Here is a 13,642-nt window from a genome sequence, read left to right on the forward strand (position 1 = left end):
TAGCAATTTCCGAACCAGAGTCCCGAACAAGCGTTTTAAAAGTTGATTCAAGAAGCGTCTGGTCAGGCATCACGCCCCAAAAACGGGCGTGACGGGTTTACCGCACCCACACTGGGCAATCTGCATGAGGGGGGCCTGTTTCCAGGCACCCTCAGCCTCGACCCGGTCATTTGCCCGGGATCAGGGTCAATCGAGTCTTTCCATACACCTTGTCGAAGTTCTGCGGCTGTAGCGGCAGGCCTTGGTATTGGCCCTTGAGCCAAGGCTCGATACCGTTGAGGTAGTTCGCGCTGGCCGGGTTACCGGATTGACCTGTACCGTTTTGAACCATCAGCGGTTCGGCCTGGCCGAAGTCGACAATCAAGCGCATGACCGGCACTCGCGTGGCATTGAAGTCCTGGCCCCAGGTGTAGGCTGCTGCATTCAGTGTCGTGTGGTCTCCACCGGCCGCCATGGCCTCGCGTACTGTCTGGCCGCGGGTGTTTTTCCATTCATAGCGGTGCAGTTTGCCCCACTGCCAGGCTTTGCGATCGCCGCCCATCTGGCTCTCGCCAGCGGTGATCGCCGCCGCCAGGCTACGGGCGAGTATCGTCGGCTTGTCTTCTTTTTGCGCTGTGCGAATGTCATCCCAGAACGGGCTGTCTTCGCGGCCGAGCAAATGGTCGGCCTGGGCCGAGTAGGACAAGGTGCCGTTGGCAACGAACGCTTTCCAGGTCGGGCTGGAATCCGGTCCCAGTTCGTCGAGGAACACCTGCTTCATGCTTTCCTGCAGGAACAGTTCGTAGATCGCCGCGTCGGTCGACGTCGGGCTGAGCTTGCCATCGAATGCCATCAGGCGGCTGAACGCCTCGCGTGCTTTGCCGGCTTCGAGGCCTGGCAGGGCCGAGATCGCCTGTTTCAGCGGCTGCGACATGCCGGGGGCTTCAAACATCTTTTTCAGTTTGGCGGCGAACAGGGTGGTCTGGTCGTACTGCATGGCAATCATGCTGCGACTGTCGTGCTTGCCGGCGCCCGCCAGTTCGGCGATACGCTCGCCGCGCTCGGGTGCCGCCCAGGAGTTGGACAACTGCATGCCATAACCGTGGGGAATGATCCGCTGGTTAGCGGTGCCGAGCCAGCCTTGGGCCGGGTCCTGATCGTAGGGATGGAGCATCGGGTCGGCATAGCCGTCCCAGTCATAACGACCCTCCCAGCCGGGCGATGGCAGCAGGCCTTCACCTTCGCGACGGTTCGGGAAGCGGCCCGTGACTTGCCAGCCAATGTTACTGGCGTCGGCGAACAGCATGTTCAGGGCAATGGCACGGATTTCACGGCTGGCATCCGAGGCTTTTTCCACACTCTGCGCACGGGACAGGTCGAAGAACGCATCCAGGCTCCTGTCATCCTTGAACTCAGGCATCTGCAGGGCCACGCCCAGACCATTGCCCAGTGCGCTGCCTTGGGCACTGTTGAGCAGCGCGCCGTGACGGGTTTCGTACACGGCTTCGCGAATCGGTCGCTGACCTTTGACGAAGTAGGTTTCATTGCGAACCATCACCGGCTGCCATTTGCCTGCCACTTCGTAAACCAGCCCAGTGCCCTGGCGCTTGAGTTTTTCCAGGAACAGGTCCTGGTTGTCACCCATGACCGCCGTCATGCTCCAGGCCACCTTGCCATTGAACCCGGACAGGATCATCGGCAAGCCGGCAATGGTGATCCCGGCAGCCTGGTACTTCGGCGCGCGGATCTGTACAGGGCTCCACAGCGAGGGCGCGCCAATCGGGAACTGGCTGTCGCTGGCCAGCAGGCTCTTGCCGCTGCGGCTGCGTTGTGGGGCAATGGCCCAGTTGTTCGAGGCGGTGGTGCCCAGTGGATTCAATCCGGACAGTTGCTCGCCGGCTTTCGCCAGATCGGCCAGGCCCGGGATCGCGCCGTTGAGCTTCACGCCTTGAAGTTTGTCCGTCTCGCCCTGTGGCAGTTGCTCGTCCGGGTAGGACGGCGACAGCCACGCCAGTTTGTCGGTCGTGACGTTTTGCGCCATGACCAGTGCGTTTATTTCCTGCGGCAGGTTGGCCGACTGGCTGAAATTGAGCAGGCAGAAAATCAGCGCCGAATCCTCGGCTTTCCAGTATTCGGGCTTGTAGCCCGTGGCCGCCAGGTCCGCTGGCAGTTTGTCGCGATACCGGAACAGGTAGGCGTTGACCCCGCGAGCATAGACTTCAAAGAAGCGTTTGAGGCGTGGGGAGGAGGCTTTATAGAGTTCGTCGGCGTTTTTCTTGAGATTGACCGCGCGCATGTAGCGGTCAGCGTCCAGCATCTGTGCCCCGGACATTTCTGACAAACGCCCTTGGGCCAGCAAACGCAGGGTGACCATCTGGTTGATGCGGTCACTGGCGTGTACGTAACCGAGGGTGAACAGCGCGTCGTGGAAGGTGCTGCTTTCAAGCAATGGCATGCCCATGGCATTACGTCGTACGGAGACGTTCTGTGCCAGCCCCTTGAGCGGTTGCACGCCGGAGGTCGGTGGCAACGTGTCCTGGGTGTTCCAGGTCTGGCACCCTGAGAGGCTGAGCACACTGGCTACAGCTGCGGCAACGCCGAACCGGGGAAGAAAAGATGTAAGGGCTGGCGAGGCCATGGCAAAGCTCCTGCAGGGGGGTAGTACCAATAAAGGCGCTACGTTAGTGAGCGGCCGGGAGCCGCGCAAGCGGGGGCCGACCTTATTTCAAGGTTTGTCCGATAATTCAGCGAATTTGCAGTCGATGACCCGCCATCCGAGGCTTGCCTGGCGGAATCGGTGATGCTCAAGTAGGCAGAATCCGATGACCGCTATGAGGGAACACTCGCCATGGAGTTTCAGGCAAACGCAACGCTGATTCTGATCGATCAACAAAAAGGTATTCATCACCCTAGGCTCGGGCCACGCAATAACCCACAGGCGGAAGACTGTATGGCGCGTCTGCTGGCTGAGTGGAGGCGATTGGCGCGACCGGTGATTCATGTTCAACACCTGTCCCGCGAACCGGACTCGGTGTTCTGGCCAGGGCAGTCTGGGGTCGAGTTTCAGGAGCGTTTTGAGCCGCGAGCGGGAGAGCGGGTGATCCAGAAACAGGTGCCGGATGCCTTCTGCGGGACAACGCTTGCCCTTGATTTGCGCGAGGCGCAGGTCGAGCAATTGGTCATTGTCGGTGTGGCAACCCATAACTCGGTGGAGGCTACGGCGCGGACGGCCGGTAATCTGGGGTTTGCGACCTGGGTCGTGGAAGATGCCTGCTACACCTTCGATAAAGCGGACTTTTTCGGCAACCCGCATTCGGCCCGGGAGGTACATGCCATGTCACTGGGTAACCTGCATGGCGAGTACGCCACGGTCATTCCCCTGGCCGGGATTCTGTGATCGCGGTCAAATGTCCGCGATCCGCCAGAAGCCTAATGCATCAAGCGCCGTGGCACTTCTTGAACTTCTTGCCGTTGCCGCATGGGCAAGGATCGTTGCGGCCGACGTCTTTCAACGCGTTGCGTACCGGCTCCTGGTGAGCGTGGCCGCAATGGGGGCCGTGTACATGGCCATGGTCGTGATCATGGTGGTCGTGATGGTCATGATCGTGGTTGCAGTCAGGGCCATGGACATGAGGTTGCTGGGTCATCGAGGTTACTCCGGAATAAAATCGCCGGGAATTATCTCGCCATAACGCGACAGGTGCACGTCATTGCCGATGAATAATCCGGTTTTCAGTTCGCCTTCAAGGCGATAAGGGATAGGTTGATCGGGTTTTTTCAGCAATTTCACCACCTCGCGCAGGTGTTGCCAGAGGTTGGTGCGAATCGGCACTTCGAAGTAGGCACTGCTGTTGGGGTCGACCCTGAACCATTCGCTGGACTCACCTTCGGTGAGCAGGAACTGGCTCAAGTGAATGCGGTACTCCAGTCCGCGAACCGTCAGGCTGGAGTCGTTGGGGTTGTCGACGCGAAAATGCAGCATGAATTTCTGTTCGAGCAGTTTGGCCCTCACCACTTCGACCTTGAGCAGATGCACCTGGGGCTCAAGGTCGTCGTCGGTGAACCAGGAGACGCAACCGCCGAGGCCCAGGGCCATCAGCAAGGTGAGTGTCCGCAGTGCGCGCCATTGGCCGGGCATGGTGTGGCTCCTTTCTACACACTAGGTTCGTGGTTACGCGAAATACCCCGCGCAACACTTCTTGAACTTCTGTCCGCTGCCGCAAGGGCAGGCATCGTTTCGCCCGATCCTGAGCGGCACGGTCGGGTCGATGAAGTACCAGCGACTGGTGTTTTGCACAAAGGAGGAGCGTTCGCGGTGACTGTGTTCGCCAGTGTTGTCGTGCCAGCGGGCAGTGAAAGTGACAAACGCGTGTTCAGGCTGGCCGCCGAAGACTTCCGAGCTTTCCACCTCCAGACCCAGCCAGGTGCTCTGCGCGCTCCAGTCGCTGATCGACTGGCGATCCAGGCCTGGTTGTTGAGCCGGCAGGGTGGTGGCGACCAGATAATCGACCAGGCCCAGCACATAGGCGCTGTAGCGCGAGCGCATCAAGGCCTCGGCACAAGGAGCGGGGTGGCCGTCGTGGTAATGGCCGCAACAGGCATCGAGCGGCGTGCCGCTGCCGCAGGGACATATGGATGTGCTCATTGTGTTACCACCAGTATTTTCCGAAGTTTTCCGGATTGGCCCAGAATCGTGAGTTGAGCCAGTCGGGCACTTGCTTGTAGTCAAGCAGATCGTAGGTGAACAGGGTCAACACCTGCTCGTTGCGCTGGAAGCGTTCACTGGCTTGCAGGGCCAGGGAATAGAAGTCGGTTTCCTGCCAGCCACAGGCATTCAGGTCCGCGAGCACCGCGATGCGGCTGGCGTTGAGGTTGCGGATCCCACCGAGCAGATTCAGGCCGTCGCGCTTTGGCAGGTACTCAAGGCAATCGAGCGCCAGCGCCAGGTCGAAACGTTGGGCTGCCAGCTCCGGAGGTAGTACGCCAGGTGCTGCCTGGGCGATCTGGGTCTCGGGGTGTGCCTGCCTGAACGCCTGCAGTGCCGGGAAGTCACTGGCGCCGATCAGCAGCAGTCGCTGCGGCGCATAGCGATCGAGCAGGGCGGCGAGGGCTTGCTGGGGTGTGCGCGAAGAAATGCCTGCGGTCATCGAAGATCCTCAATCAGAACTGCAGAGACTAGCCTGCCGGAACGCTCGGGCCTAGAGCCTGATTGCGCATCAGGTTTCCAGAGCCAGTGATTACGGGGTGAAACAGAGGTGGCCTAGTGCTGGCGGATATTAAAACCCGGGTCTTTACTCCATGAATCGGTCGTAAGCCGATCCCTCAGGAGATAACTCGATGAGCATAGTTCGGACAGCATTACCCTTGGTTCTGCTAACCAGTGTGTTGACTGGTTGCGCAGGTTTGCAGAAAACAGACTGGCCGACCTGTGCTGCGGTCGGTGGCGTTGTGGGTGCCGGTCTCGGCGCGACGGAAAGCTCGGCCTGGGCTGGCAGTGGCGCGCTGATCGTGGGGAGTCTGGCAGCCGCCTATTGCTGGGTTCATGGCGACGGTGACGAAGATGGCGATGGTGTTCTGGACAGTCGTGACAAGTGCCCTGGCACACCGAAAGGTACGCAGGTCGATGCAGATGGTTGCCCTCCACCGGCTCCTGTGGTTGAAGAGGTCGTGGTGGTCAAGGAAGAAACCATTGTTATCCGTGATGTGAATTTCAGCTTCGACTCGGCCAAACTGACCGAAGCCGACAAAGCCAAGCTTGAAACCATTGCCACCCGCCTGAAACAGGAAGCACCTTCCGCCCGGTTGAGCGTGACCGGACATACCGACAGTGTCGGCAGCGATGCCTACAACCAGGCACTTTCGGAAAAACGTGCGCGTTCGGTGGTCGAGTACCTGATCGAAGAAGGCGTGCCACGCGCCAGTTTCGTTTCGGTGAGCGGCGCCGGGGAAAGCCAGCCAGTGGCCGACAACTCAACCGCTGACGGCCGTTCGATGAACCGTCGTACCGAAATCAAAATCAACCGTTAGACCCTCTCGCCTCCGCGCCTTGTGCAGTCGCGGAGGCGGGTCTTTACTCCTGTGTGACCGGTATGGACCGGTGACACAGGAGCAATCACCATGAGTGTTCGCCTGCGAGCCGCAATGCCGGTTCTTCTGCTCGGCAGCCTGTTGACAGGTTGCGCCACACACAGCGACGGCACTGCCCCCCTCAATCAAGGTAACTGGCCGATCTGCAGCTTGATCGGTGGCTTGGTAGGCGGCGGTCTGGGGGCCATTGAAAGTGCGAGTTGGGCAGGGGGCGGTGCGGCACTCGGCCTGTTGACCGGTGGCTTGATTTGTTACGCACAGGATGGCGACGACGACGAAGACGGCGTGTTCGATCGCCGTGATCATTGCCCCGACACTCCCGCCAGTACACCGGTCGACAACAGAGGTTGCCCGGTTCCTCAGTACCCGGCCACCGTCAAGCCGGTCGAGGCCCCTCAAGATGAAGTCATCACCCTCAGCGATCAAGGCAATGTGCTGTTCGCCTCCGGCTCGGCCGAGCTGACACCGGCTGCCAACGAACAACTGATGGCGCTGATGGGCAAGCTGAAAAATGCCGACGTGGCGAGTATCAAGGTGCTCGGTCACACCGATAGCCAAGGGGCGGACGCTTATAACCAGGGACTTTCCGAGATGCGTGCCAGCAGTGTGGCCGCATTCCTGCTGGACCAGGGCCTTGCGCCGGACAAAGTGACCAGCCAGGGCGTGGGGGAAAGCCAGCCGGTGGCCGACAACGCCACCGAAGAAGGACGGGCAAAAAACCGTCGGGTGGAGCTGGTGATCGGACACTGATCAACCGCTGCCGGACCGGCGATCCTCGTCGAACCGGCAGCCAAACAGCGGGCTCAAGAAGAATTTTCACTGGCCTCTGGCGTATCCCTCGTGGAAGTCGTTACTGTGCGCGCAAAGAATAATGATCCACGGGGGCGCGTATGAAAGTGTTTTGGGGGTTGGGGAAGTGGTTGACCCTGATGTTCTGGCTGGTGGTGCTGATCAATCTGATCCAGCCGTTCACCAATCCGATTCATTTGATGGTCAATCTGGTCGGTAGCCTGTTGCTGCTGACCCATCTTCTGGAACTGGTGCTGTTCAACCGCAACCTTAAAACCCGGCCGCACCCTTGGCGTGATCGTTTGCAGGTCCTGGTGGTCGGCATCTTTCATGTGCAGACCATCGCAACGTCTGACTCTACGGAGGCCTCCCATGCGTAAGCTCTGTTTGCTGGCCGCGCTGGTCAGTCCGATGGCTTTGGCGCAGGTGGTCACGGTCGAAACCCATTCGCTGGTGCGCCTGCCCAATACCGCCAGCGTTTTGCAGCTGGAACGGCTGGAGGTGGCGGATTACGGTACGTTGCTGATCCCTTCGAATGTCACCGAGTTGAATGTGGGCCTATTGCAGCTGGGGCGCGAGGCGCGGATCGCCATTGTTCCCGGTGAGCAGAGCCTGCAATTGAAGGTCAGCCGTGCGCAGTTGGACTCGGGCAGCCAGATCACGTCCCGCGGTGCGCCTGGTACTTACCTCAAGGCTGCACGCGCGGGGCGCAACCTGAATCTACGGATTGCCTCGCTCAATGCACCCGAATTGTCGATCGATGCCCGTGGTGGCGCGGGGGCGCCGGGTTACGTGGGGCTTGATGGTGCCAATGGTCAGGAACCCGGTTGTACTTGGGGAGAGGCGGGGCGAGGTGCCGATGGTGATAACGGCGGCGATGGTCGTGCCGGTGCCCCGGGCGCGTTGGTGCGCGTGGAGTTGCCGCGTGATTATCCGGAGCAACAGATCAAGGTGCTGGTCGAGGGTGGCGTCGGTGGCGTGGCGGGGGCCGGTGGTAAGCCGGGGGCGGGAGGCAAGGCCAAGGGGTGCTTCGTTTATCGCGCTGATGGCGGCAAGAGTGGGCGGGCCGGTGCACCGGGGCAGCCTGGGCCGGCTGGTGCGCCGGGTTCGGTGACGGTTCAGCGGCTGTAAATCTGCTTTGATTGGTATGGCCCCCGATTTTCTGTGGGGGCGGGCTTGCTCGCGAAGGCGGCCTGGCAGTCAACCATTCTCTTGCGGGTGCGGTGTACATATCCTTTGCTGCGGTCATGGCTACTTATGGTTCCGCCCTTACGGCGGGTCACTTTGGCAAACGCCCCAAAGTAACCAAAGGTCTCGCCCCGAGCGTCCGGCCCCTCGCCGAGGCTCGGGGTTCCCTCGACTCCGGCATTCCTCAGGGGGCATCGCCCTCCGGTCGGCTTCGCTCGACCTCCATGCGATGTCCTCGACTGCGTCGAGGGGCGCTGCGCGCCATTCCCCTGATGAACGCCTGCGCTCGGCCTGCCGATGGGGCGGGTGGATCAAGATCAAAAGCCAGAGCCAGAGCCAGAGCCAAAGCCAAAGCAAGATCAAGGGCGGCAGGCGAGCTAACGCTCGGCCTGTTGAGTGGTGGTGGTGGTGGTGGTGGTGGTGGTGGTGGTGGTGGGTTGTCAGCGAAGTTGTTAGAACATCGGCCGCGCGGCGGCGATGGCTACCAGTAGTAGTCCCAGCAGCAGATTGATTCCTACCAGGCGGCGAATGCTGCCAAGGGTCGCGGCGCCGGTCGGCCAGTCCTCGGCCAGCACGGCTTCGCGCAAGTGTGGAAGTTGCAAGGCTTGAATGCGGATGAACAGGGCGGCCATCACCAGATACAGGCCCATCATGATCTGTACATAGCGTGGCGCGGTTTCAAAGCCGCTGAAGTGCAGGTGAATCATCCCCACTCCGCTGACCGGCAGGATCACCACCGCGATCCAGACCCAGACAAAAAAGCGTTGAAACACGTCTACCCACAGTTTCAGCCGGGCCGGGCCTTCCAGTGTTTTTACGGCTGCCGGGCGCAGGACCATCCAGGCGAAAAACATGCCGCCTATCCAGATCGTTGCAGCCAGTACATGGAAGGTATAAATGATAGCGAAAGGTGTCATTGGGGTACTCCGTTCTGCGCGGGATTCATTAGCGGGGTATGATAGCGACCGATCCGAACCACTGAAAATTTATCCAGCGTTTTTTGCGCCCGACAATCCATGATCAGCACTGAACTCAAAACCACGATCCAGGGCGCCTATTCGCGTTTTCTCGAAGCCAAGAGCCTGAAGCCGCGTTACGGCCAACGTCTGATGATCGCCGAAGTGGCGAAAGTCCTGGGGGACATCGACACCGACGACGAAGGCCGGCGTAGTGGCGACCCCGCTGTCGTGGCGGTGGAAGCCGGCACCGGTACCGGCAAGACCGTGGCCTACAGCCTGGCGGCGATCCCGACTGCCAAGGCCGCCGGTAAACGCTTGGTGATTGCCACCGCGACCGTCGCCCTGCAAGAGCAGATCGTCTACAAGGACCTGCCGGACCTGATGCGCAACAGCGGGCTGAACTTCAGCTTTGCGCTGGCCAAGGGCCGTGGACGCTACATGTGCCTTTCCAAGCTCGATATGCTGCTGCAGGAAGGCCACGCCCAAACCGCCACCGCGCAACTTTTCGAAGAAGAAGGCTTCAAGATTGAGGTCGATGAGGCCAGTCAGAAGCTGTTCACCAGCATGATCGAGAAGCTCGCCGGCAATAAATGGGATGGCGACCGCGACAGCTGGCCCAATGCCCTGGAAGATGCCGACTGGGCGCGCCTGACCACCGATCACAGCCAGTGCACCAACCGGCATTGCCCCAACTTCGGCCAGTGCGCGTTCTACAAGGCCCGCGAAGGCATGGGCAAGGTGGATGTGATCGTCACCAACCACGACATGGTCCTGGCCGACCTGGCGCTCGGCGGTGGTGCGGTGCTGCCGGATCCCCGTGACACGCTCTATGTGTTCGATGAAGGTCACCACTTGCCTGACAAGGCCATCGGCCACTTCGCCCATTACACCCGTCTGCGTTCCACCGCGGACTGGCTGGAACAAACCGCCAAGAACCTCACCAAACTGCTGGCCCAGCACCCGTTGCCCGGCGACCTGGGCAAGCTCATCGAGCAAGTGCCGGAGCTGGCGCGGGAGATCAAGACCCAGCAGCAGTTCATGTTCAGCGCCTGCGAACAGGTGGCTGACTTCAAGCCCGGTGAAGATGTCGAAGGCCGGGAGCGTCCACGTCACCGTTTCGTGGGCGGAGTGGTTCCCGAGCACATGCGCGAGATGGGCATCGAGCTGAAGAAAGGCTTTTCGCGCCTGACGGACCTCTTTACCCGGCTCACGGATTTGCTGAAAGAAGGCATGGATGGCGAGGTCAACATCGGCATCGCCAGTAACCAGGCGGAAGAGTGGTACCCGCTGTTTGGCAGCCTGTTGTCCCGCTCCCAGGGCAATTGGGAGTTGTGGACGGCATTCACCGCGGAAGACCCGGAAGACAACCCGCCGATGGCGCGCTGGCTGACCCTGGCCGAAAGTGGTTCGCTGTTCGACATCGAGGTCAACGCCAGCCCGATCCTGGCCGCAGAAATGCTGCGTCGCAACCTGTGGAATGTGGCCTATGGCGCATTGGTCACTTCGGCGACCCTGACGGCCCTCGGCACGTTCGAGCGTTTCCGCATGCGTGCCGGCCTGCCGAAGAAAGCCGTGACGGCCGTGGTGCCCAGCCCCTTCCTGCATGCCGACGCCGGTGTGTTGCGGGTGCCGGATTTGCGGGCCGATCCTCGCGACGCCCCCGCCCATACGGCGGCGATCATTCGTGACCTGCCGGAACTGGTGGAAGGTTCGCGCGGCACCCTGGTGCTGTTTTCTTCGCGCAAACAGATGCAGGACGTGTTCGACGGGCTGGATCGGGATTGGCGCAAGCAAGTATTCATCCAGGGCAACCTGTCGAAACAGGAAACCTTGAACAAGCACAAGGCGCGAGTCGATGGCGGGGACTCCAGCGTGTTGTTCGGGTTGGCCAGTTTCGCCGAGGGCGTCGACTTGCCGGGTGCCTACTGCGAGCACGTGGTGATCGCCAAGATCCCGTTCTCGGTACCCGATGACCCGGTTGAAGCCGCGCTGGCCGAATGGATCGAGGCCCGGGGCGGCAATCCGTTCATGGAAATCTCGGTGCCCGACGCCTCGCTCAAACTGGTCCAGGCCTGCGGGCGCTTGCTGCGTACCGAAGAAGACCGCGGCACCATCACCCTGCTTGACCGGCGCCTGGTCACGCAGCGCTACGGCAAAGCGATCCTCAACGCGTTGCCGCCGTTCCGTCGCGAAATATCTTGACTCACGGTGGGCGAAATCGCCCGCCGCGTTGTCTATCCCCTATCACCGATTGCACACTGGCCCTAGGGAGAACCTGGTTCATATGATTCGCCGCACGTTACCCGCTGTTTTTGCCCTGATGTTTGCCGCTCCGCTGCTCGCGGCACCCGCCGGGCAACAGACGCTGTTCAACTTTGTTCGACCCGCCGATGTCGTCCAGGTGGCGACGCAGGATGCCAGCCTGCCGCAATCCAATGCGGAGCAAACAGCCGAGGGTGAAGTGCTGCGTAGGGTGACGTTCAACCCGGTGGCGCAACCGAGCCTGCGCCTGACGCCGCAAACCGGTGCCTGGGACTGGTCGCAGTCCGGGGTCATGAGCCTGCGCCTGCAGAGTGCGATGAACTGGGCGGTCACGCTCTACGTGAAGATCCAGAGCAGTGACGGCAAGGTTCTGGTCAGCCGCGTCGACCTGCCAGCGGGGCCTGCGCAAACACTGCTGGTACCGCTGACCCCCAGCTCGCCACTGAGCCAGGGGATGAAAGCCGGGCCGCCCATGCCGATGATGGTAGATGGACAGCGAATTTTGCTGGCCGGCAGCGAAGGGCAGCTGGATCGCAGCCAGGTGGTCTCGGTCACGCTGTCGATGGATCATCCGAAAGTCGCCCAGAGCATCATGCTTGAGCGCTTTGGCGTGCAGGATGGCGAAGCGGTGATCAGTGCTGTCTATGGCTCGTTGGTCGATGCCTATGGCCAGTCCAGCCGGGCAAAGTGGCCGGAGAAAGTGGCCGCTGACGATCAGCTCAAGACCGCGGCCAATAAAGAACAGCAGCAACTGAACACCTGGCTGGCAGAGCGCGGGCGTGCGTCCCTGGACACGTTCGGCGGCTGGAGCAAGGGCCCGGCCTTCAAGGCCAGCGGCTTTTTTCGCACTGAAAAGCGTGATGGTCGCTGGTATCTGGTGACACCGGAAGGTCATCCGTTCTATTCCCTGGGGGTCAATACCGTCACCGCGGATGCCGCTCGGACTTACGTCGCCGGGCGTGAAGGAATGTTCCAGTCGTTGCCGACAAGCGACGAGCCTTTGGCCCGTTACTACGGCGAAGGCGATAACCGTGGCGGTAACGGTGCCGATCAGGGTCGTGGGTTCAATGCCGGCCGCTGGTACGACTTCTATGGCGCCAACCTGCAGCGTACCTATGGCCAGCCGTGTGTCGTTGCGACGGCTGCCAAAGTCGATGAGGCCAAGGCCGACGCCAGTGCCGCACCTTGCGTGCCTTCTGCCTTCGATGAAAAACGCTGGGCCGGCCACACCCTCGACCGCCTGCAAGCCTGGGGTTTCAACACCCTGGGGAACTGGAGCGCTCCAGCGCTTGGCCTGAACGACCGTGTGCCCTACACCTTGCCGTTGTCGATCGTTGGCGATTACACCAGCATCAGCACCGGAAATGACTGGTGGGGCGGCATGCCTGATCCGTTCGATCCGCGCTTTGCCATGGCCACCGAGCGTGCCGTGGCCATTGCCGCCCGTGATCATCGCGACGATCCGTGGCTGATCGGCTACTTTGCCGACAACGAGCTGGCCTGGGCAGGTCCCGGCGAGGACCCGAAGGCCCGTTATGCCCTGGCCTACGGTACGTTGAAAATGACCACCGATGTACCGGCCAAACGGGCGTTCCTCAAGCAATTACGCGACAAATACCGTAATCAGGCCGGGCTTTCCAAGGCCTGGGGCATAGACCTGCCAGCCTGGGAGTTGATGGAGGACCCGGGGTTCGTGCCGCCGCTGCCAAGTGCGGAGTACCCGGAAATCGAAGCCGACTTCAAATACTTCCAGAAAGTCTTCGCCGATACCTACTTCAAGACCATTTCCGACTCGCTGAAATGGCATGCCCCCAACCATCTATTGCTTGGGGGCCGGTTTGCCGTCAGCACACCAGAGGCCGTGGGGGCCTGCGCGCAGTATTGCGACGTGCTGAGTTTCAACCTGTACACGCTCAAGCCACAGGAGGGTTATGACTTCGCCCAACTCCAGGCGTTGGACAAGCCGGTGTTGATCACCGAATTCAACTTCGGCTCGCGCGATCGCGGACCGTTCTGGGCGGGTGTCACTGAGGTGGCCAGGGAAGAGGATCGTGGTCCGGCCTACGCCAACTTCGTCAAGCAGGCGGTGAGCGAGCCATCGATTGTCGGCGTGCACTGGTTCCAGTACCTGGACCAGCCGGTGACCGGTCGTCTGCTGGATGGTGAGAACGGTCATTTCGGACTGGTAGGGATCACTGATCTGCCATTCCAGGGCTTCGTCGACAGTGTGCGCAAGGCCAACCTGCAGGCTGTTGATCAGTTGCGTAAAACCGCTGAAAAAGCCAGGGTAACGGCCGAAAAAGCGCAAAGCACCAGCCCTGGCGAAGAGGGCGGGAAAGTCGACCACGAGGCGAAAACCTCAGACTAGGGCACTCACG

13 protein-coding genes are annotated in these 13,642 nt (G+C 61.0%); 7 read left to right on the plus strand and 6 right to left on the minus strand.

Going from position 1 to position 13,642, the window contains the following annotated elements; all coding sequences use genetic code 11:
- Positions 1 to 166: 166 nt before the first annotated feature.
- Positions 167 to 2,617 carry a penicillin acylase family protein gene (locus CKW29_RS20965; RefSeq protein ID WP_095149032.1) on the minus strand — a complete coding sequence of 817 codons (2,451 nt, stop codon included), beginning with the start codon at positions 2,615 to 2,617 and terminating at the stop codon, positions 167 to 169.
- Between the two features lie 210 nt (positions 2,618 to 2,827).
- Here CKW29_RS20965 and CKW29_RS20970 point away from each other — a divergent pair, with 210 nt between their 5' ends.
- Complete coding sequence (locus CKW29_RS20970) at positions 2,828 to 3,376, plus strand: cysteine hydrolase family protein (protein WP_095149033.1); 549 nt, start codon at positions 2,828 to 2,830, stop codon at positions 3,374 to 3,376.
- Positions 3,377 to 3,416: 40 nt separating this feature from the next.
- Here CKW29_RS20970 and CKW29_RS20975 read toward each other — a convergent pair whose 3' ends face one another.
- The 4 genes from CKW29_RS20975 to CKW29_RS20990 are packed head-to-tail and all read right to left on the minus strand — an operon-like array spanning position 3,417 to position 5,126.
- Positions 3,417 to 3,626: an SEC-C metal-binding domain-containing protein gene (locus tag CKW29_RS20975; protein WP_095077415.1), complete on the minus strand. Its 210-nt coding sequence runs from the start codon at positions 3,624 to 3,626 to the stop codon at positions 3,417 to 3,419.
- A 5-nt stretch (positions 3,627 to 3,631) separates the two neighbouring features.
- Complete coding sequence (locus CKW29_RS20980) at positions 3,632 to 4,117, minus strand: LEA type 2 family protein (RefSeq protein WP_095149034.1); 486 nt, start codon at positions 4,115 to 4,117, stop codon at positions 3,632 to 3,634.
- 33 nt (positions 4,118 to 4,150) lie between these two features.
- Complete coding sequence (locus CKW29_RS20985) at positions 4,151 to 4,624, minus strand: YchJ family protein (protein ID WP_095149035.1); 474 nt, start codon at positions 4,622 to 4,624, stop codon at positions 4,151 to 4,153.
- Positions 4,625 to 4,628: 4 nt separating this feature from the next.
- Positions 4,629 to 5,126: a DUF6231 family protein gene (locus CKW29_RS20990; protein ID WP_095149036.1), complete on the minus strand. Its 498-nt coding sequence runs from the start codon at positions 5,124 to 5,126 to the stop codon at positions 4,629 to 4,631.
- 190 nt (positions 5,127 to 5,316) lie between these two features.
- Between CKW29_RS20990 and CKW29_RS20995 the strand changes: the two genes are divergently transcribed.
- The 4 genes from CKW29_RS20995 to CKW29_RS21010 all read left to right on the plus strand — a co-directional run bounded on the left by CKW29_RS20995 (position 5,317) and on the right by CKW29_RS21010 (position 7,986).
- The gene (locus CKW29_RS20995) at positions 5,317 to 6,006 is read left to right on the plus strand and encodes an OmpA family protein (RefSeq protein ID WP_095146783.1); all 690 of its coding nucleotides are present in this window, start codon (positions 5,317 to 5,319) and stop codon (positions 6,004 to 6,006) included.
- Positions 6,007 to 6,096: 90 nt separating this feature from the next.
- On the plus strand, positions 6,097 to 6,816 hold the full coding sequence (locus CKW29_RS21000) for an OmpA family protein (RefSeq protein ID WP_095149037.1): 720 nt from the start codon (positions 6,097 to 6,099) through the stop codon (positions 6,814 to 6,816).
- A gap of 140 nt (positions 6,817 to 6,956) precedes the next feature.
- Positions 6,957 to 7,235, plus strand: a complete 279-nt coding sequence (locus CKW29_RS21005; RefSeq protein WP_095146785.1) for a DUF1145 domain-containing protein — start codon at positions 6,957 to 6,959, stop codon at positions 7,233 to 7,235.
- The gene (locus CKW29_RS21010; protein WP_095146786.1) at positions 7,228 to 7,986 is read left to right on the plus strand and encodes a hypothetical protein; all 759 of its coding nucleotides are present in this window, start codon (positions 7,228 to 7,230) and stop codon (positions 7,984 to 7,986) included. The genes CKW29_RS21005 and CKW29_RS21010 overlap by 8 nt, the downstream gene beginning before the upstream one ends.
- A 509-nt stretch (positions 7,987 to 8,495) precedes the next feature.
- On the opposite strand, the gene CKW29_RS21015 is transcribed toward CKW29_RS21010, so the two are convergent.
- Complete coding sequence (locus CKW29_RS21015) at positions 8,496 to 8,960, minus strand: DUF2269 family protein (protein ID WP_095146787.1); 465 nt, start codon at positions 8,958 to 8,960, stop codon at positions 8,496 to 8,498.
- A 99-nt stretch (positions 8,961 to 9,059) separates the two neighbouring features.
- Here CKW29_RS21015 and dinG point away from each other — a divergent pair, with 99 nt between their 5' ends.
- Positions 9,060 to 11,204 carry an ATP-dependent DNA helicase DinG gene (dinG, locus tag CKW29_RS21020; RefSeq protein ID WP_095146788.1) on the plus strand — a complete coding sequence of 715 codons (2,145 nt, stop codon included), beginning with the start codon at positions 9,060 to 9,062 and terminating at the stop codon, positions 11,202 to 11,204.
- 82 nt (positions 11,205 to 11,286) lie between these two features.
- Entirely contained in the window at positions 11,287 to 13,632 is a 2,346-nt protein-coding gene (locus CKW29_RS21025) for a beta-agarase (protein ID WP_095149038.1), read from the plus strand.
- The last annotated feature ends 10 nt before the right edge of the window (positions 13,633 to 13,642 follow it).

Source organism: Pseudomonas sp. Irchel s3a18 (assembly GCF_900187535.1).
In the GTDB taxonomy this organism is placed as follows: Bacteria; Pseudomonadota; Gammaproteobacteria; order Pseudomonadales; family Pseudomonadaceae; genus Aquipseudomonas.